Annotated in this window: 21 protein-coding genes; 19 read left to right on the forward strand and 2 right to left on the reverse strand. The window is 30.2% G+C overall.

Going from position 1 to position 17106, the window contains the following annotated elements; all coding sequences use genetic code 11:
- From ABEB18_RS11615 to ABEB18_RS11635, 5 genes are all read left to right on the forward strand, one after another.
- The coding region (locus ABEB18_RS11615; RefSeq protein WP_348799469.1) for an ABC transporter permease at positions 1 to 352 on the forward strand (352 nt) is incomplete at its 5' end.
- Between the two features lie 75 nt (positions 353 to 427).
- Entirely contained in the window at positions 428 to 1693 is a 1266-nt protein-coding gene (locus ABEB18_RS11620; RefSeq protein WP_348799470.1) for an ABC transporter ATP-binding protein, read from the forward strand.
- Positions 1694 to 1695: 2 nt separating this feature from the next.
- Positions 1696 to 2463 carry a TylF/MycF/NovP-related O-methyltransferase gene (locus ABEB18_RS11625; RefSeq protein ID WP_348799471.1) on the forward strand — a complete coding sequence of 256 codons (768 nt, stop codon included), beginning with the start codon at positions 1696 to 1698 and terminating at the stop codon, positions 2461 to 2463.
- Between the two features lie 4 nt (positions 2464 to 2467).
- The gene (locus ABEB18_RS11630; protein WP_348799472.1) at positions 2468 to 3169 is read left to right on the forward strand and encodes a class I SAM-dependent methyltransferase; all 702 of its coding nucleotides are present in this window, start codon (positions 2468 to 2470) and stop codon (positions 3167 to 3169) included.
- Positions 3150 to 4265 (forward strand): glycosyltransferase, encoded by a 1116-nt coding sequence (locus ABEB18_RS11635; protein ID WP_348799473.1) that lies wholly within the window; start codon positions 3150 to 3152, stop codon positions 4263 to 4265. Before ABEB18_RS11630 ends, ABEB18_RS11635 begins: the two co-directional genes overlap by 20 nt.
- Before the next feature lie 106 nt (positions 4266 to 4371).
- On the opposite strand, the gene ABEB18_RS11640 is transcribed toward ABEB18_RS11635, so the two are convergent.
- Positions 4372 to 4698 carry a hypothetical protein gene (locus ABEB18_RS11640; protein ID WP_348799474.1) on the reverse strand — a complete coding sequence of 109 codons (327 nt, stop codon included), beginning with the start codon at positions 4696 to 4698 and terminating at the stop codon, positions 4372 to 4374.
- A 455-nt stretch (positions 4699 to 5153) separates the two neighbouring features.
- On the opposite strand from ABEB18_RS11640, the gene ABEB18_RS11645 reads away from it, so the two are divergent.
- The 13 genes from ABEB18_RS11645 (at position 5154) to ABEB18_RS11705 (ending at position 14973) form a co-directional block, all read left to right on the forward strand.
- The gene (locus ABEB18_RS11645) at positions 5154 to 6365 is read left to right on the forward strand and encodes an ATP-binding protein (protein ID WP_348799475.1); all 1212 of its coding nucleotides are present in this window, start codon (positions 5154 to 5156) and stop codon (positions 6363 to 6365) included.
- A gap of 110 nt (positions 6366 to 6475) precedes the next feature.
- On the forward strand, positions 6476 to 7303 hold the full coding sequence (locus ABEB18_RS11650; RefSeq protein ID WP_348799476.1) for a glycosyltransferase family A protein: 828 nt from the start codon (positions 6476 to 6478) through the stop codon (positions 7301 to 7303).
- 18 nt (positions 7304 to 7321) lie between these two features.
- The gene (locus tag ABEB18_RS11655) at positions 7322 to 8188 is read left to right on the forward strand and encodes a glycosyltransferase family 2 protein (RefSeq protein WP_348799477.1); all 867 of its coding nucleotides are present in this window, start codon (positions 7322 to 7324) and stop codon (positions 8186 to 8188) included.
- 8 nt (positions 8189 to 8196) lie between these two features.
- Positions 8197 to 9051: a glycosyltransferase family 2 protein gene (locus ABEB18_RS11660; protein WP_348799478.1), complete on the forward strand. Its 855-nt coding sequence runs from the start codon at positions 8197 to 8199 to the stop codon at positions 9049 to 9051.
- Complete coding sequence (locus tag ABEB18_RS11665) at positions 9051 to 9983, forward strand: glucosamine inositolphosphorylceramide transferase family protein (RefSeq protein WP_348799479.1); 933 nt, start codon at positions 9051 to 9053, stop codon at positions 9981 to 9983. Before ABEB18_RS11660 ends, ABEB18_RS11665 begins: the two co-directional genes overlap by 1 nt.
- A gap of 9 nt (positions 9984 to 9992) precedes the next feature.
- Positions 9993 to 10670: an acyltransferase gene (locus ABEB18_RS11670; RefSeq protein WP_348799480.1), complete on the forward strand. Its 678-nt coding sequence runs from the start codon at positions 9993 to 9995 to the stop codon at positions 10668 to 10670.
- Positions 10671 to 10673: 3 nt separating this feature from the next.
- Positions 10674 to 11747, forward strand: a complete 1074-nt coding sequence (locus ABEB18_RS11675) for a glycosyltransferase family 4 protein (protein WP_348799481.1) — start codon at positions 10674 to 10676, stop codon at positions 11745 to 11747.
- Positions 11748 to 11762: 15 nt separating this feature from the next.
- Positions 11763 to 12110: a glycosyltransferase family protein gene (locus tag ABEB18_RS11680; RefSeq protein ID WP_348799482.1), complete on the forward strand. Its 348-nt coding sequence runs from the start codon at positions 11763 to 11765 to the stop codon at positions 12108 to 12110.
- Positions 12111 to 12266: 156 nt separating this feature from the next.
- On the forward strand, positions 12267 to 12605 hold the full coding sequence (locus ABEB18_RS11685; protein WP_348799483.1) for a hypothetical protein: 339 nt from the start codon (positions 12267 to 12269) through the stop codon (positions 12603 to 12605).
- Positions 12602 to 12751, forward strand: coding sequence for a hypothetical protein (locus ABEB18_RS11690; RefSeq protein ID WP_348799484.1), 150 nt, complete (start codon positions 12602 to 12604; stop codon positions 12749 to 12751). The genes ABEB18_RS11685 and ABEB18_RS11690 overlap by 4 nt, the downstream gene beginning before the upstream one ends.
- Positions 12752 to 12871: 120 nt before the next feature.
- Positions 12872 to 13171: a nucleotidyltransferase family protein gene (locus tag ABEB18_RS11695; protein ID WP_348799485.1), complete on the forward strand. Its 300-nt coding sequence runs from the start codon at positions 12872 to 12874 to the stop codon at positions 13169 to 13171.
- Complete coding sequence (locus ABEB18_RS11700; protein ID WP_348799486.1) at positions 13164 to 13505, forward strand: HepT-like ribonuclease domain-containing protein; 342 nt, start codon at positions 13164 to 13166, stop codon at positions 13503 to 13505. Before ABEB18_RS11695 ends, ABEB18_RS11700 begins: the two co-directional genes overlap by 8 nt.
- A gap of 394 nt (positions 13506 to 13899) precedes the next feature.
- A complete protein-coding gene (locus ABEB18_RS11705; RefSeq protein ID WP_348799487.1) occupies positions 13900 to 14973 on the forward strand; it encodes a glycosyltransferase family 4 protein in 1074 nt (357 codons plus the stop codon).
- Here ABEB18_RS11705 and ABEB18_RS11710 read toward each other — a convergent pair.
- A complete protein-coding gene (locus ABEB18_RS11710) occupies positions 14966 to 15250 on the reverse strand; it encodes a restriction endonuclease subunit S domain-containing protein (protein ID WP_348799488.1) in 285 nt (94 codons plus the stop codon). The two genes, ABEB18_RS11705 and ABEB18_RS11710, sit on opposite strands and share 8 nt — an antisense overlap.
- A 420-nt stretch (positions 15251 to 15670) precedes the next feature.
- On the opposite strand from ABEB18_RS11710, the gene ABEB18_RS11715 reads away from it, so the two are divergent.
- On the forward strand, positions 15671 to 16354 hold the full coding sequence (locus ABEB18_RS11715) for a Fic family protein (protein ID WP_348799489.1): 684 nt from the start codon (positions 15671 to 15673) through the stop codon (positions 16352 to 16354).
- Positions 16355 to 17106: the final 752 nt, after the last annotated feature.

Below are 17106 nucleotides of genomic sequence, written 5' to 3' on the forward strand. Positions count from 1 at the left end.
TATTTTGCTGATTGGAATACTTGGACTTGGTTTTGGGATGATTATCTCATCTTTAGTGACCAAATACAGAGATTTTAGTCATCTCATTGGTTTTGGAGTGCAATTGCTGATGTATGTATCGGCAGTAATTTATCCAATTACATTAATACAAACAAAAATACCTGATTACGCTTGGTTGGTACAGTACAATCCTTTGGCATATATAATTGAAACGTTTCGATATATGTTGCTAGATACAGGTACAATTTCGTTTTGGGGAATTGGTTATACGATTGTTTTTACTATTATTATTTTTATTATTGGCATTTTGTTGTTTAATAAGACCGAGAAGAATTTTATTGATACGGTTTAAAGGGATAAAAGTTTTTCAACGAAATAGTTTCTAAAATTAGAAAGCTAGATTACGCTACATTCATTATTCTTTGGTATGAAAGATATTATTTTAAAAGCCGAAAATATTTCCAAGCAATATCGTTTGGGAAAAGTAGGAACAGGAACTTTAAGCCATGATTTGAACAGATGGTGGCATACTATTCGTGGGAAAGAAGATCCGTATTTGAAAATTGGAGAAACCAATGACCGTTCTAAAAAAGGAAAATCTGATTATGTTTGGGCATTGAAGGATATTAATTTTGAAGTAGAAAGAGGAGAGGTTCTAGGAATAATCGGGAAAAATGGAGCTGGGAAATCTACACTTTTAAAGATTCTTTCAAAAGTAACAGCACCAAGCACCGGAAGTATCAAATCTAAAGGGCGTATAGCTTCGTTGTTGGAAGTAGGAACAGGTTTTAACCCTGAACTGACAGGTAGAGAAAATATTTTCTTGAACGGAGCCATTTTAGGAATGACCAAAAAGGAAATTACCGCCAAGCTAGATGAAATAATTGAATTCTCAGGATGTGAACGTTATATCGATACACCTACCAAGCGTTACAGTAGCGGAATGACTGTGCGATTGGCTTTTGCCGTAGCGGCTTTTTTGGAACCCGAAATTTTGGTCGTCGATGAGGTTTTGGCCGTAGGTGATGCCGAATTCCAGAAAAAAGCTATCGGTAAAATGCAAGATATTGCTAAAGGGCAAGGCAGAACGGTTTTGTTTGTGAGTCATGATATGAATGCTGTTTCAGCTCTTACTAATAATTGTATTATTATGAAGAATGGAAAAGTTTTTTTCGAAGGGAAAACAGATGACGCTATTAATATTTATTTAAGTGATGGTTCAAAAGACTTAAATTATAGAGCTAATGCTACAAACGATAGACCAATAATAACGGGAATTGACTTAATAACAAGTTTACCAAATGGCGTTCATGAATTTGGTAATGAGTTGATGATTGATTTTACAGTTGATTTACCTTTTGATATTGAAAATTTGGCTCTTTCTTTTCAAATAATCGATGAATTTCAAAAACCAATTTTACATGCATGGCAAATCGATTCAGAGTTTAATATTAAAAGAAAAAAAGGGAGATATACCTTTGTGTGTAATTTTCCGAAATTGAGACTTTACATAGGTAATTATTCAATTAGAGCATATTTGTCTAATTCTAAAACTAAGGTAAGATTTGATTATGTGGATTCTGCTTGTCAACTAAAAGTAGAAATGATGAAAAATGTCAGAGGAGGTTATAATTGGCAAACTGGTGCATGTAAGTATATTGATGATAATAATTGGGTTGTAAATAAATTATAAAGATGGATATTGTTTTAAAAATTAAAAAACGAATAAAACACTTTTTAAAAAAAGAAAATAGTTCAAGAATTGAAAAAAAAAGTGATCTGAGTAAAAGTGATTATTCTGAATTTGAAATAAAAGTAATAGATAGTGTAAGAGAATATACGATGACATCACCAGAAAGGATAGTTTCCTTGATACGATCGCTAGAATATATGAATCAAAATAGATTAGAAGGGGATATTGTTGAATGTGGTGTTTGGAAGGGAGGAAGCGTAATAGCTTGTATTTTAACATTGAAAAGACTTAAAAGTTTAGAAAAAAAAATATGGTTGTTTGATACATTTGAAGGAATGAATCAACCTACAGAGTTTGATTTAGACCTAAAAGGGAATATCGCTGCTGAAAAAATGAAAACTGAAGATGTTGAAAGTTCTTGGTTGTGGGCAAAGGCTGAAATTGAAATTGTTAAAAATAATATTTCACAATTTGAGTATCCTCAAGATAAAGTTACGTTTGTTAAAGGCCCAGTTGAAGAAACACTATTCTCAACTGAATTGCCAGAGAAAATAGCTCTATTGCGTTTGGATACAGATTGGTATGAATCTACAAAAGTAGAATTGGAAGTTTTATACGAAAGATTAGTACCTGGAGGGGTTTTGATTATAGACGATTATGGTCATTGGAATGGGTGTAAAAAAGCAGTAGATGAGTTCTTTGATAAAATGACTTTTAAACCTTATATCCATAGAATAGATTATACCGGAAGGATTATTATAAAGCCTTAAAATTATGAATGATTTTATAAACATATCTTTTTCAATTGAGACATTAGATAAGTATTATATTAGAACGTCTATATTCAAGGCTTTAGTTGATAGATTTTCTTTTTTTAATGGAAAATTGCTAGATATTGGTTGCGGAAAAATGCCTTATAAAGAGCATATATTACGGCACAGCGGGGTAAATGAATATATTGGTTTGGATATTGAAAATGCATTGATTTATGATCAATTAGTACAGCCAGATTTTACTTGGAATGGTAAGTTGATGCCGTTTGTGAATGAGAGTTTTGATTGTGCAATTGGTACAGAAGTTTTAGAACATTGCCCAAATCCTGAAGTTGTTTTAAAGGAAACTTTTAGAGTTTTAAAAAAGGATGGTTGTTTTTTCTTTACTGTACCTTTTTTATGGAATTTACATGAAGTACCTCATGATGAATATCGTTATACTCCTTTTTCATTACAACGGCATTTAGAAAACTCTGGTTTTAAAGATATTGAAATTAAAGCATTAGGAGGTTGGCACGCTTCAATGGCCCAAATGTTAGGTTTATGGGTAAGAAGAAGTCCAATGAAAAGTGGTAAAAGAAAATTGTTTTCTAATCTTTTAAAACCAATAATTAAGTATTTAATAAAATTAGACAAACCTGACAATGTTGTTTTTAAAGAAGGTCAAATGATAACTGGATTATATGGAATTGCAAGAAAATAGGATTGCTATAGTTTCGCCTTCTCAAAATGCGTATTCAGAAACCTTTATCCAAGAGCAGAAAAAAGGATTATCAGGAAAAGTATATTACTATTTTGATGGGGCAATACCTCGTAACTTGGAAGGCTATGGCAAATTGGAGCATCGATTTCTTAGGCTGGCTCTAAGGATACAGCGAAAAATTGGAATAAAAACGCTTTCTGCTGCAGAGACTGCTTTTATGCAGTCCTTGAAGAAAAACAAGGTACAAGTAGTTTTAGCTCAGTATGGTACAGTGGCATATCAAATTTTGAAGGTTTGTAAAAAATTAAATATTCCTTTAATAACTCATTTTCACGGTTACGACGCCTCTGTCGAAGCAGTAATAAAAAAGTGTAATAACTATAAAGAGGTTTTTGAATACAGTAGTTATGTTATTGCGGTTTCTAAAGTTATGGAAACTAAATTGTTAGATTTAGGGTGCTCAAGAGAGAAACTAGTTTGTAATCCATGCGCCCCAAGTGATGTGTTTTTAGCTATAGAACCACAATTTGGTTCAGAAACCTTTATTGGGATTGGTCGTTTTGTGAATAAAAAAGCACCTTATTATACTATTTTAGCATTCAAAAAGGTACACGAACAATTTCCCGAAGCCAAACTAATTATAGGTGGTACTGGCGAATTATATGAAACTTGTTTTAATTTGGTAAAAACATTAAAACTAGAAGGAGTAGTTTTTTTGCCAGGAGTTATTGATAGAACTCAATTTGTAGATTATTTATCTAAGGGATTGGCTTTTGTACAACATTCGGTTACTGCATTGAGTGGGGACCAAGAGGGAACTCCAGTTGCAATTTTAGAAGCCAGCGCAGCAGGTTTGCCTGTGATTGCTACAATTCATGCAGGAATTCCTGATGTGATTATTGATGGAGAAACTGGTTTTTTAGTAGCAGAACATGATATAGAGGCCATGGCTGAAAAAATGATTTTACTTTTGAAAGACAATGAATTGGCTAAGCAATTAGGTAAAAACGGAAAAGAAAGAATGAAGGATAATTTTACTTTGCAAAGACATTTAACTGTTATTGATGAGTTGATTGATAAGGCTATTAAAAGATAGTAATGAACATTGCGAATATATGATTGTAGATGATGGGAGAATAATTTAATAAACCAAAAAGCAATATAAAATGACGTTGTCCGTTCTCGTCAGTTCGAGTGAAATTTTAATAGATCCAATTAGCATTTATTAAAATTTTGTATTGAGAACTACTTTGAAAAATAAAAAATGTCATTGGTAGTGTTTTTTGAGTAGTGAAACGAAGCAAAACTTCTCGATACGCTCCGCACTCGAAGTGACGTGTATCGTGATTGTCAAAATTATTAAAAACATCAATTTGAGTGTTTTTTTGAGTATTGAAACGAAGCAAAACTTCTCGATACGCTCCGTACTCGAAGTGAGGTATATCGAGGTTGTCAGAATTATTAAAAACGTCAATTCGAGTGTTTTTTATGTAGTGTAGCGAAATAAAACTTCTCGATACGCTTCGCACTCGAAGTGGCGTGTGTCGAGGTTGTCAGAATTATTAAAAACATCAATTCGAGGCTTAATTTTTTCACAAAAAAAGCAATATAAAATGACGTAAATGTCTCTCGTCTGTTCGAGTGAATTATCAGAAAATGTGATTAGCATTTTCTGATAATTTGTATCGAAAACTACTTTGAAAATAAAAAACGTCAATTCGAGTGTTTTTTATGTAGCGTAGCGAAATAAAAAATGTATCGAGAATCGTTTTTAATTCTAATTTTTTTCCCGTCCCGAAGTTTCGGGATCGAAAGAAAATCACTCGAACTGGCGAAAATTAAAATCAAAAACTAATTACACCAAAAGGGTTAAATTAGATAATTTGTATAGGTATGTTTTTAGTATCTTTATTTTATAAATAAAGTTATAATTATAATTAAAACTTTTTGTAATTTTGTGTTTAGTTTTAAATACGATTAAAACATGAGTATTATTCCTTCCAAAATAGAGCCAAGAAATACCTACATCGATAGGGTGCAACCGTTTATTGGGAAAAACCTAATTAAAGTATTGACAGGACAACGTCGTGTAGGAAAAAGTTATTTGTTGTTTCAAATCATAGAATTGATTAAAAAACAATATCCAGAGGCAATCATTATATACATCAATAAAGAAGATTTACTATTTTCGGATATAAAAAACGCCAAAGATTTACATGATTATGTGATAGCCAATCAATCAAAAACAGCCAAGACTTTTGTTTTTATTGATGAAATTCAAGATATTGAAAATTTTGAAGCAGCACTTCGTTCTTTGCTGCTAAACGAAAATTTAGATTTATATTGCACAGGTAGCAATGCTAATTTATTGTCTGGCGATATAGCCGGTCATTTGAGTGGGCGTTTTGTAGAAATTACAGTATATAGTTTATCCTATATTGAGTTCTTACAATTCCACAATTTAAATGATAGCGAAACTAGTTTAGAACTATACATGAAATATGGCGGATTACCTTACTTAAAGCATTTGCCCTTAAATGATAGTGTTGTTTTTGAGTATTTAAAAAATATTTATAGTACCATTGTATATCGCGATATTATCAATAGGTATGCCGTCCGGAATGTTGCTTTTTTAGAACAATTAGTGCAATTTTTAGCGGCAAATACGGGGAGTATGTTTTCAGCCAAAAAAATTAGTGATTTTTTAAAGTCACAACGCATTCAAATTGCTCCCAATCAAGTACAAGTGTATGTACAGCATTTAGTAAGTGCTTTTTTGATACATAAAGTGGCTCGCTATGATTTGATAGGCAAACGTTTATTTGAAATTGGCGATAAATATTATTTTGAAAATTTAGGGATTCGAAATGGTATTTGGGGTTATCGTTTAGAAGATCGCGGAAAAATCATGGAGAATATCGTTTATAATCATTTAGTTTTTAGAGGATATTCGGTTAGAGTAGGTGCATTGGGGGATAAAGAAATTGATTTCATCGCCGAAAAAAATGCCGAAAAATTATATGTTCAGGTAGCTTTGTCTATACAAGAAGAAAAAACAATGGAAAGAGAATATGGCAATCTAATGCAAATTACCGACAATTATCCTAAAATGGTAGTTACTTTAGATGAATTTACAGGAGCCAGTTACCAAGGAATAATTTCAATAAGTTTGCGTAATTTTTTGATAACCATTTAAGAAATAGTGTTGAATAATTTACTAACATCCATAATTATATTTTATAACTATTTAAAAATAAATGAAATGGTGATTTTTTTTAAGTGATTTGGTAATAAAATTTACATCTAATGAATAGAGTTAATGATAGAGTAGTTTTTAATATCCTCACAAGAACTTCAAATAGGCCGAATGGTTTTAAAAGATGTTATGATTCTATTGTTAATCAAACTTATAAAAATATTAGACATATAGTTTCTTTTGATAGTTTTGATGATTTAAATTATTTATCAACTTATTCAGGAATAGAAACTTTAGCTGTAAGGAAAAATGAGAATGTTATTGAGAATATCGATGGGCTTCAATTTGCGCCTTATAATCTTTATTGTAATGTTTTACTTGATGCAGTACAAGAAGGATGGATTATTTTTTTAGATGATGACATTAATTTTTTACATGATAAAGTTTTAGAAGGATTATATAATGAAATTTTAAATGCCAATGAAGATACCATGTTTGTTTTTCAACTGAGGTATCCAAATGGAAAATTATTGCCTTCAAATGAAATCATAAAACAGAAAGTAATTCGAATGCAAAATATAGATACTTCTTGTTATTTATTTCATTCGAAATATAAAGATGTAGCAAGATGGGACGAATGGAAAGCGGCAGATTATCGTTTTGTTAAACAATTAGAAACAACTATTCCCCAAATAAAATGGATTCATAGTGTATATATTCAAAATAATAATTTTGAAGACTTGGGGAGACGAAACGATTTAGATAAAAGTGCCCTCCCAAAATTAATTTATTATAAAGGTTGGTGGTGGTATTTTTTACCTAAATATCATTATCAATTTTTAGGATGTTATATTTTTCAGATTGAAATTTATATGAAATTTATAAAAAAACAGTTTCGAAGAGTGAAAATGAAAATTAATAAATGGGTTGGTTTATGAAATAATATGTATAATGATATGAATATAGGTCCTTTAGTCTCAATTTGTATTCCCACTTATAATGGTGAATTGTATATTGAAGAAGCATTAAACTCAATACTAAATCAGACATATTCTAATTTTGAAATTATTATTTCGGATGATAATTCAACGGATGGGACTTTGATTAAAATAAATAATTTTATTCATCACTCATCTATACCAGTTACATTATATCACCATATTCCAAATGGGATTGGTGCAAACTGGAATAATTGCATAAATAATAGTAAGGGAAAATATATAAAGTTCTTGTTTCAAGATGATATTTTATTCCCAACATGTATTGAAAAAATGGTCTATTTGGCAGAACAGGATCAAAACATTGGTTTAGTATATTGTAAACGATCTATTTTATACGATCCCACGAACTCATTTCATTTGAAATGGTTGTCAGGTTATAAAAACGTTCATAATCATTGGTTTGATATTGAGTTGAAAGATAGTTTAATATTATCAGGAGTAAAATACCTGAAAGATAAAAATATTATGCAAACTCCAAGAAATAAAATAGGTGAACCTACAGCTGTATTGATAAGTGTTAAATGTTTTGATGAAGTTGGATATTTCAATACAGAATTGAAGCAAATTCTAGATTTTGAGTTTTGGTTGCGAATAATGAAAAAATATAATCTCGGTTTTATTGATGAAGAATTGGTATGCTTTAGGTTACATTCTTCACAAGCAAGTGCTGTAAATTATGAAAGATCTATTTCTGAAAAAAACTTTTTAATGAAAGAGTTTTATGTAAATTACTTTTGGAATTTGGATTTTAAAAATAAATTCAGATTGTTAAATAAGTATGTATTTGTTTTCTCAGTTCTAAAAAGATTTTTTAAAGAGTAAAAAGATTAATGGATCCATTAGTAACTATTATTTTACCAAATTATAATCATTCAAAGTATTTAATTGAACGGTTGGATAGCGTTTTCAATCAAAGCTTTCAAGATTTTGAAGTTATAATTCTTGATGATGCTTCAACAGATAATAGCCTTGAAATATTAAATTCGTATCGAGCAAATAATAAGGTAAAACATTTTATTGTAAATGAAATTAATTCTGGATCTCCATTCAGACAATGGTTAAAAGGGTTAATGTTAGCCAAAGGAGAATATGTTTGGATAGCAGAAACAGATGATTTTTCTGAATATAATTTTCTTGAAACCCAAATTGAATTCCTTGAAAAGGCCGATTTAGTTGTAGCAAAGACAAAAATTGTTGATGAGCAAACCAAAACTAACGAGATAGTTCAGCATCCTATATTTTCAAAAATGGATAGTCAAAAATTATTTCCTTCTTTTTTTTTGACTAGTCCTATAAAAAATGTTAGCGCTATATTATTTAAAAGGCCGAAAAATTTGTTAAAAGATAAGATTGAATTTATTAATTACTCGATAATGGGAGATCAAGTTTTTTATTACGAGTTTTTTATGAATAGTGTTGTCTCGTATAATGCGAAAACTATAAGTTATTTTAGGAGAGTGTCATCGAGTGTTTCAAATTCAAATTCGTCAAAATCGATGAGATATTTTTTGACTCATTACGATGAACATCTTCGCTTTTCTAAATTATTGGAAGGTCATTTATCATATGATGATTTGAAACGATATAAAAAACGTCATTTTAATAAAATGAAAAATAATACTAGCAAATACGATAAAATCAATCTACGATATTTTTATTTTTTCATAAAAAGTTGGTTATTGTGATGATGAAATTTTTAATCAATTTATTGCTAAAAATTACGTATCGGTTTTCTTTTGGATCTAGCATTAAGTATCGTTTAAAGAAGACAGAATTTAATTTTGAAACTAAAGGATGGTCAATTGGTCTGTTTGAGTTTAAGGAGGATTGTATTAAAAAAAAATGGAAACCAAAATCAGAACTTTCAAAAGTCACCTATAAATTAAGTTTTACTAATGGTTTTGCAGATCCTTTTCTGATAAAAGAAGGAAAAAGAACATATCTTTTTATGGAATCAATAGTTGATGGTAAGGGAGAAATTTGGGTTTCCGAAATTAAAAATAAAAAAATACTCAATCCTAAGTTAGTTCTCAAGTCAAACTTTCATTTCTCATATCCTAATGTTTTTAGAGAGAAAGATGAATTTTATTTGATTCCAGAAACTAGTCAAAATAAAATGGTGACATTGTATAAGGCTGAAAAATTTCCTTATAAATGGTTGATAAAAAAAAACTTGAATGAAGGTAATAGTTTTGTAGATACCAATTTACTTGTTCTTGATGGTGTTTATTATTGGTTTACTTTCGATTTAGAACTAAAAAAAACGAGATTATTTTTTTCTGAAAGTCTTGAGGCCAATTGGAATGAACATCCTAAAAGTAAGTTTGATTGTAACCGAAACGCTGGCAATTTTATTAGAACAAAAGATAGGATTCTAAGACCTGTTCAGGTATCTGAAAAAAAATATGGTGAAGGTGTCGCTTTAATGATAGTTACTAAAATATCAAAAGATGTATTTGAAGAGAAAGTTTATGATGCTTCTTTTTTGGTGAAAAAAAGAGGGTTTAGATTAGATGGGGTGCATCATATAAGTAGTATTGAGGATGACCGTTTGGTGGTAATTGATGGGAAAAATAATAATTTTTATTCAATTAATTCGAGGTTTAAAAATGAATAATTTTTGGTTATGAAAAAATATTTGAAACTAGTTTTCTATTTATTGAATGAAAATTATAAAACTATTTACTTCAACTTTAAATATTTTACTTTTAAAGAAGCAATTTTATTTCCTATTATTATATCTAGGAATGTATATTTGAAAGAGTTAAAAGGGACAGTTGTTATTGAAGGAAAGTTGAAGTATGGTATGATACGAATTGGTTTTGGAGAGGTTGGTATTTTTGATGAGAAAAAATCAAGGGCTATTTTACAGTTATGCGGAAGTTTAATATTTAAAGGGAGTGCCCAAATAGGTCATGGTTCCAAGTTATCTATTGGTAAGAATGGTTGTTTGATTATAGGAAATAATTTTAAAATTACTGCTGAAACAGCTATTGTATCTCACGAGAAAATAGAGTTTGGTTCAAATTGCTTATTATCTTGGGATATTCTTCTAATGGATACTGATTTTCATATTATACGTGATTCAGATGATAGACAAGTGAATGTTTCTCGGGAAATTATTGTTGGCGATAATGTATGGATTGGTTGTAGATCTACAATATTAAAAGGTTCAAGAATACCAAATCATTGTGTTATTGGAGCAAATAGTGTTTTAAATTCTAATTTCAAAATTGAAAAAGCTATTTATGCAGGTATTCCTGCTCATTTGGTAAGAGACAATATAAGATGGACAAATAAATAGAAAATGAAGATACTTTATATTTACGATAAATATCCCGCAACCTATCAAAAGTATTTGTTGAATTTGTTAGTGATGCTAAGGAAGAAGTTAACTGTCTCTACAATGACTTACTCAAAAACCGATGCTTCGGATTATAGCGTTGTTTCGTATGGTTTTAGAGATAAGTTGCAAAGGATGCTTTATAAATTTAAGTTGTCCAAATATCCATCTTTAGATATACAAATAATGTCAAAGTTTGATATTGTACATCTACAACATAGTTTTCTTTGGCGTAAGCTTTCGGCTTTGGAAACGATTACGAAACTACCAAAAGTTGTGGTCACTCTTAGGGGAGGAGATACGTATATAAAACCTTGGTTAGGCTCGGATTGGCAATATTTTTATAAAGAAAAGCATTCACTTGTAGATGCCTTTATAGTTATGAGTCAACATCAAAAATACTATTTAAAAAGATGGCAGGTACCCGAAGAAAAAATTCATGTAATCCCTATTTCATTTGGTAGTCATTCGAACGCTTTGCCTAAATATCCAAATACAGAAAAATTAATATTAGTTTCCGCTTTTCGAATGACTTGGGAAAAAAATATAGAAGGGACAATAGAATTTGCTAGGTCATTAAAAGAGCAAAATATAGATTTTGAATTTGATATTTATGGAGATGGTAATGATTTGGGACAATTGTATTATTTAATTGATCGTTTTGGTTTACATGAATATGTTTTTCCAAAAGGGAAAGTAGATAATGATATATTAAAACAAAAATTACCAACCTACGATTTTTTTGTACAGTTAAGTGTGTCAGAGGCATTTCCTACTAGTGTTTTAGAAGCCCAATCTGTGGGGTTGCCATGTGTGGTTTCAGATTCAGGAGGCTTGCCTGAGGCAGTTATTAAAGATAGGACGGCTTTGGTAGCATCATATTCGGATTTTCAAAAGTTAACAAATCAAATAATTGCACTTTGGAAAGATAAAGATTTGTATTTTCAATTTTCTCAAGATTCCATCAAGTATGTAAATGAAAATTTCACGATTGAAAAAGAAGTTGATAAATTAGAAAACTTATATAAATCACTTTAATATTTAATTCAAAACATGGAAAAAGGAGAAGGAATAAATATAGAGAAAGGATTTTTGTATGTGGCTAATAGGCAAAAATTTATTGACGAAGCATTTATCTCTGCTAAATCAATCAAACAGTTTTCTAATCTACCTATTGCTATTGTCTGCACAAGTCAATTAGCAAATGAACAAGTAAAATCTTTTTTTGATATTGTTGTCATAAATGAAGAAATAAACAATCATATTTATTTATCAAAAATCATAGGGCTTCAAAACTTACCTTTTGAAAAAGCTATTTTTTTAGATTCAGATACTTTTGTTTGTGCAGATATTTCCCCTCTTTTTGAACTTTTGGATATGGTTGATATCGCTACTACTTAAGAAAATTCTTACCACACAGGAAATATTGCAGATAAATTTAAAAATATTATTCCTGAATTTAATAGCGGAGTAATTGTCATCAAAAAAAATGAATATACCGACAAGGTCCTTTCTGATTGGCTTAGTATATGTATCAAACATAATATCAAAAATGACATGCCTGGATTAAGAGAAGCTATATTTCAGAACTTCGATGATATAAAATACTTTATTCTTCCTCAGGAATATAACTCTCATGGTTATAAAAGTATGCTAATATTAAACGGAGAAGTAAAAATAATCCACGAAAGGTTAGGTACAAGATGGAATACAACTACTCCTTATTTTTTACCTTTCGAAAAAGCTAAAAAATTTGCAACTAAAATAAACAAAAAAAAATACAAGCGCTTATATGTTCCATATATTGGTGTAATCCCTTATAGTTGGAATTTTAATTCGATAGTCTATAAAACAAAAAAAATATTTGGAATAAAAAGAGTATCCAAAAATAAATGAAAAAACTCAAAATCCTTTATACTATTCCCAACTTCGATACTGCAGGAAGCGGAAAAGTACTCTATGATTTGGCTCAAAACTTAGATAAAGATAAGTTTGAAGTTCATATCGCTTTTTCTCAGATTACCGAAACTACAACTTTATGAAGCATTTATTTTTCAAAATAAGATAGTTGAAGTTGGAAGAAACATATACAAAATTGCGGAAAACAAGAATATGTTATTCTTCTAAATTTGTTTTTCTTACTTTTATAAAAAATAGAGGAAATGAATTTTATTGAAACTTATAGAAAAGATATTCTGAACTTATGTAAATCGCATAAAGTAAAATCACTCTATGCTTTTGGTTCTGTTTTGACTGATCAATTTACACCCGAAAGTGATATTGATTTAATTGTTGATTTTCAGCCATTAGATGTTCTCGATTATGGTGATAATTATTATGATTTAAAATTTTCATTAGAAAATATTTTTAAAAGAAGTGTTGATTTACTAGAAGAAAAAGCAATAAAAAATCCTTTTTTCAAAAAAACGATAAATCAAAATAAACAACTGATTTATGGATAATAACATCAAAACATGGTTGTATGATATTTTGAGTTCTATTCATGAAATAGAAAGTTATTATGTTGATATTCCAAAAATATTTGAGGTATATCAAAATGATTTAAAAACTAAAAGGGCAGTTGAACGTAATATTGAAATAATCGGTGAAGCTATGAACCGCATTTTGAAACTTGACAGTGAAATTGTAATTTCTAACTCTAGGAAAATTGTTGATGTTAGGAATAGGATTATTCACGGATATGATTCGGTCTCTGATGATGTAATTTGGGGAATTGTAATACGAAATTTACCTGTTTTACAAAAAGAAGTAGAAGAATTACTAGGTGAGGAATAAGGTATTTCTGCAAATAGATTTTGTCTAACATTCATAAATTAGGTGAAATTAGTTTTTGATTTTAATTTTCGTCAGTTCGAGTAATTTTCGTCAGAAAATTGTATCGAGAACAAGAAAATTAGAATTAAAAACGATTCTCGATACATTTTTTATTTCGCTACGCTACATAAAAAATACTCGAATTGACGTTTTTAATAATTCTGAGACTCGATACAAGTCATTTCGAGTACAGAACGTATCGAGAAGTTTTATTTCGTAAAACATTCGGATTAATGTTTTTAATAAGTTTACTCAATGGATTCAATTTATTTTTTATTTTGTTCTGTTTTTTATTCAAAAACCAAATGATAAGAGATGGTCTTCCTATTTTAAAAGAAAAATATTTAAAAAATAAATGAGTAAAAAACTAAAAATCCTTTATACCATTCCCAATTTTGATACTGCCGGAAGTGGAAAAGTACTCTATGATTTAGCTCAAAACTTAGATAAAGATAAGTTTGAAGTTCATATCGCTTGTTCGCACAATAAAGGAGCATTTTTTGCAGCAGTCGAAAATTTAGGGTTGCCTATTCATTTAATAGAAACAACAACTAAATTAAAACCGTATTGGTCTTTGTACAAAAGGTTACAACCCTATGTAGCATTTATAAAAAAGCATCAGTTCGATATTATTCACTCTTGGCATTGGAGCAGTGATTGGTCTGAAGTATTGGCCACTAAGTTAGGCGGAGCTAAATTTATTTACACCAAAAAAGCCATGAGCTGGGGCAATGTACATTGGAAGATAAGAAGTTTTCTTGCCGATTTTATTATAACTATAAACGAAGAAATGCGGGAGTATTTTCCGTACAAGAAAAATCAAAAGTTAATTCCTTTGGGTTTAGATACAGATTATTACAACTCTAGTTTGTTTCAGAATAAACAAGAAACAACTGTGTTTAAAGTTATAACTGTTGCTAATTTGGTTCCAGTGAAAGGCATTGAGGTCTTGATAAAAGCAATTCAGTTATTGAATAATCCACTTATTCAGTTAGATATTTTGGGTGACGACCGTGGCGATTATGCTACGAAATTAAAACAATTTGTAGTTGATTTGAATTTACAAAATCAAATTACTTTTTTAGGAAAGCATACCGATGTACGTCCATTTCTTGCAGGTGCCGATTTGTATGTGATTCCTAGTTTGAAAGAAGGAATGCCAATGGCTCTAGTGGAAGCAATGACAATGGGAGTGCCTGTATTAGGGTCGAATATTAGTGGGATTAATTTTGTGTTGAAAGATTTTCCGGAATTACTATTTGAAGTTTCTAATGCCAAAGATTTAAGCAGAAAGATAGATTCCTTTTATCATAAATCGGAAAATGAAAGAAGACAGATAGGGAAAAAACTTAGGGGTTTTTGTGTAGAACACTTTTCAGTACAGAAATTTATAAAAGAACATGAAGATTTGTATGTTAGTATTATGTGAGTTTGTGTTCATTTGACGATAGATTTAAAAATGACAAATATTCAAATATAAATTTTAGATTCACATTTGGTTTAGCTGTCAAAATTTTAATTGCTGATGATTTTACTTTGAATAGAAAATCCACAAACTTTACATCCATTGTAAAATCTTCGAAAATAATACGTTGCCCCTTATCATAAATACCATATTCTTCATCGGTATATCCCAATACAAAAGCTTTATTTGCGGTTAGAACTGGAATTAAGGAAATATCAGATGAATAATCTGTATTTGTCATCAAATATTTAGTTGGCTATTCATAGTTTAAAGTATCCTTAACTTGAACCAATTCATTTTCTTGATTAAGAATTTGTTCATAGAGTTGATAGCGAATCGTATTTACATAGGAAATTAAATCCTTAATCATGCCGTTATCGGCAAAAATAAATTAATATATAGTTGTTATTTGTTGTATTTTTGCCGATAACGGCATCTATAATCAAAAGCTATGAATTATATTTCAGTAAGTGAGTTTGCAAAAAAGTGGAATGTTCCAGAACGAACTGTCCGGAATTATTGTGCTACAGGAAGAATTAAGGGAGCTTTTTTAACCGGTAAAACATGGAATGTTCCCGATGATGCAATATTACCTGAGAAAGCAAATAAGAAGAAATTTAGTGATAATCCATTACTCAATCATCTCAAAGAACAAAAAGAAATGAAGCTCAAAGGTGGTATTTATCACCGTACGCAAATCGATCTGACTTATAATTCAAACCGCATAGAAGGAAGCAAGTTGACTCATGATCAAACCCGATATATTTTTGAAACGAATACTATCGGAGCTTCTAAAGAAAGTATTAATGTAGATGACATCATAGAAACAACCAACCACTTTCGATGTATTGATTTAATCATTGATAAGGCAAAATCTAAATTATCAGAATCATTTATAAAGGAATTACATTATCTACTGAAATCAGGAACATCTGATAGTCGAAAAGACTGGTTTAATGTTGGCGAATACAAAAGACTTCCTAACGAAGTAGGTGGTAATAAAACTTGTCCACCTGCAGCCGTGACGTCAAAAATGAAAGATTTACTTTCTGGTTATCACAGTATTGAACAGAAAACTTTTGAAGATATTATAGACTTTCACTACCAGTTTGAAATCATTCACCCTTTTCAGGACGGAAACGGACGTGTTGGTCGGCTAATCATGTTTAAAGAATGTCTTGACAATAATATTGTGCCCTTCATTATCGATGAAGATATTAAACTGTTTTACTATAGAGGTTTACAGGAGTGGATTAATATAAGAGAATATTTGTTAGATACCTGTCTTACAGCTCAGGATAATTACAAAGCTATTCTTCAATATTTTGAAATAGAGTTTGATTAGATTTGAGATATTATTTCACACAGTAAAGGGCTAAGGGAAAGGCTATTTTCTCAAGAGACCAGATTCAGGGAATTTAAGGATGAATGGAAACTGAAGGGCTTAAGAGAGATAAGAGAAACTTTTAATGGGCTTTCAGAAAAACTAAAGACAATTTTGGAATAGGTAAACCATCTATTCAGTACAAGCAAGCTGTCGCATTTTTGTAAAAATCTACTCGAACTGACGGTAGGGATAAGTTTTATTAGAACGTCTCTTCGAGTGTTTTGACGTAGAGAAACGAAGTCAAAACGTATCGAGAATCGAGTGTTTTTAGTCAAGGGGAACGGTTTTGGGTTAGTAGAATTTTGTTAGCTAAAAAACGTATCGTATCGTCACTTCGAGTGTTTTTAGCCCAAACGAATGGTTTTGATTTAGTTGAGATTTTATTGGCTAAAAACGTATCGAGAAGTGGTTCTCGATACATTAAATAAAAAGCTATCGCATTTTATTTAATTACTCGAACTGACTGACGGTAGGGACAAGTTTTATTAGAGCGTCACTTCGAGTATTTTGACGTAGAGAAACGAAGTCAAAATGACCCGAGGCTTTAGCCGAACGGAGCGAAGCTAATCGAGAAGTGAGTGTTTTTTAGCTAAAACGGGTTTGGTTTTAGAAAAATTTTATTAGCTAAAAAACGTATCTAGAAGTGTTGTTCTCGATACAATTTCAAAAAAAAGCTGTCGCATTTTTATAAAAATCACTCGAACTGACCC

The organism is Flavobacterium adhaerens, assembly GCF_040045115.1.
GTDB classification, from domain to species: Bacteria; Bacteroidota; Bacteroidia; order Flavobacteriales; family Flavobacteriaceae; genus Flavobacterium; species Flavobacterium adhaerens.

Coding starts and splice junctions, on each gene's coding strand:
- ABEB18_RS11635 (WP_348799473.1), top strand. CDS start 3,150: ATGGAATTGCAAGAAAATAGGATTGCTATAGTTTCGCCTTCTCAAAAT.
- ABEB18_RS11700 (WP_348799486.1), top strand. CDS start 13,164: ATGGATAATAACATCAAAACATGGTTGTATGATATTTTGAGTTCTATT.
- ABEB18_RS11710 (WP_348799488.1), bottom strand. CDS start 15,250: ATGACAAATACAGATTATTCATCTGATATTTCCTTAATTCCAGTTCTA.
- ABEB18_RS11645 (WP_348799475.1), top strand. CDS start 5,154: ATGAGTATTATTCCTTCCAAAATAGAGCCAAGAAATACCTACATCGAT.
- ABEB18_RS11690 (WP_348799484.1), top strand. CDS start 12,602: ATGAAAAAACTCAAAATCCTTTATACTATTCCCAACTTCGATACTGCA.
- ABEB18_RS11655 (WP_348799477.1), top strand. CDS start 7,322: ATGAATATAGGTCCTTTAGTCTCAATTTGTATTCCCACTTATAATGGT.
- ABEB18_RS11670 (WP_348799480.1), top strand. CDS start 9,993: ATGAAAAAATATTTGAAACTAGTTTTCTATTTATTGAATGAAAATTAT.
- ABEB18_RS11625 (WP_348799471.1), top strand. CDS start 1,696: ATGGATATTGTTTTAAAAATTAAAAAACGAATAAAACACTTTTTAAAA.
- ABEB18_RS11715 (WP_348799489.1), top strand. CDS start 15,671: ATGAAGCTCAAAGGTGGTATTTATCACCGTACGCAAATCGATCTGACT.
- ABEB18_RS11695 (WP_348799485.1), top strand. CDS start 12,872: ATGAATTTTATTGAAACTTATAGAAAAGATATTCTGAACTTATGTAAA.
- ABEB18_RS11630 (WP_348799472.1), top strand. CDS start 2,468: ATGAATGATTTTATAAACATATCTTTTTCAATTGAGACATTAGATAAG.
- ABEB18_RS11620 (WP_348799470.1), top strand. CDS start 428: ATGAAAGATATTATTTTAAAAGCCGAAAATATTTCCAAGCAATATCGT.
- ABEB18_RS11665 (WP_348799479.1), top strand. CDS start 9,051: ATGATGAAATTTTTAATCAATTTATTGCTAAAAATTACGTATCGGTTT.
- ABEB18_RS11650 (WP_348799476.1), top strand. CDS start 6,476: ATGAATAGAGTTAATGATAGAGTAGTTTTTAATATCCTCACAAGAACT.
- ABEB18_RS11675 (WP_348799481.1), top strand. CDS start 10,674: ATGAAGATACTTTATATTTACGATAAATATCCCGCAACCTATCAAAAG.
- ABEB18_RS11680 (WP_348799482.1), top strand. CDS start 11,763: ATGGAAAAAGGAGAAGGAATAAATATAGAGAAAGGATTTTTGTATGTG.
- ABEB18_RS11685 (WP_348799483.1), top strand. CDS start 12,267: ATGCCTGGATTAAGAGAAGCTATATTTCAGAACTTCGATGATATAAAA.
- ABEB18_RS11705 (WP_348799487.1), top strand. CDS start 13,900: ATGAGTAAAAAACTAAAAATCCTTTATACCATTCCCAATTTTGATACT.
- ABEB18_RS11660 (WP_348799478.1), top strand. CDS start 8,197: ATGGATCCATTAGTAACTATTATTTTACCAAATTATAATCATTCAAAG.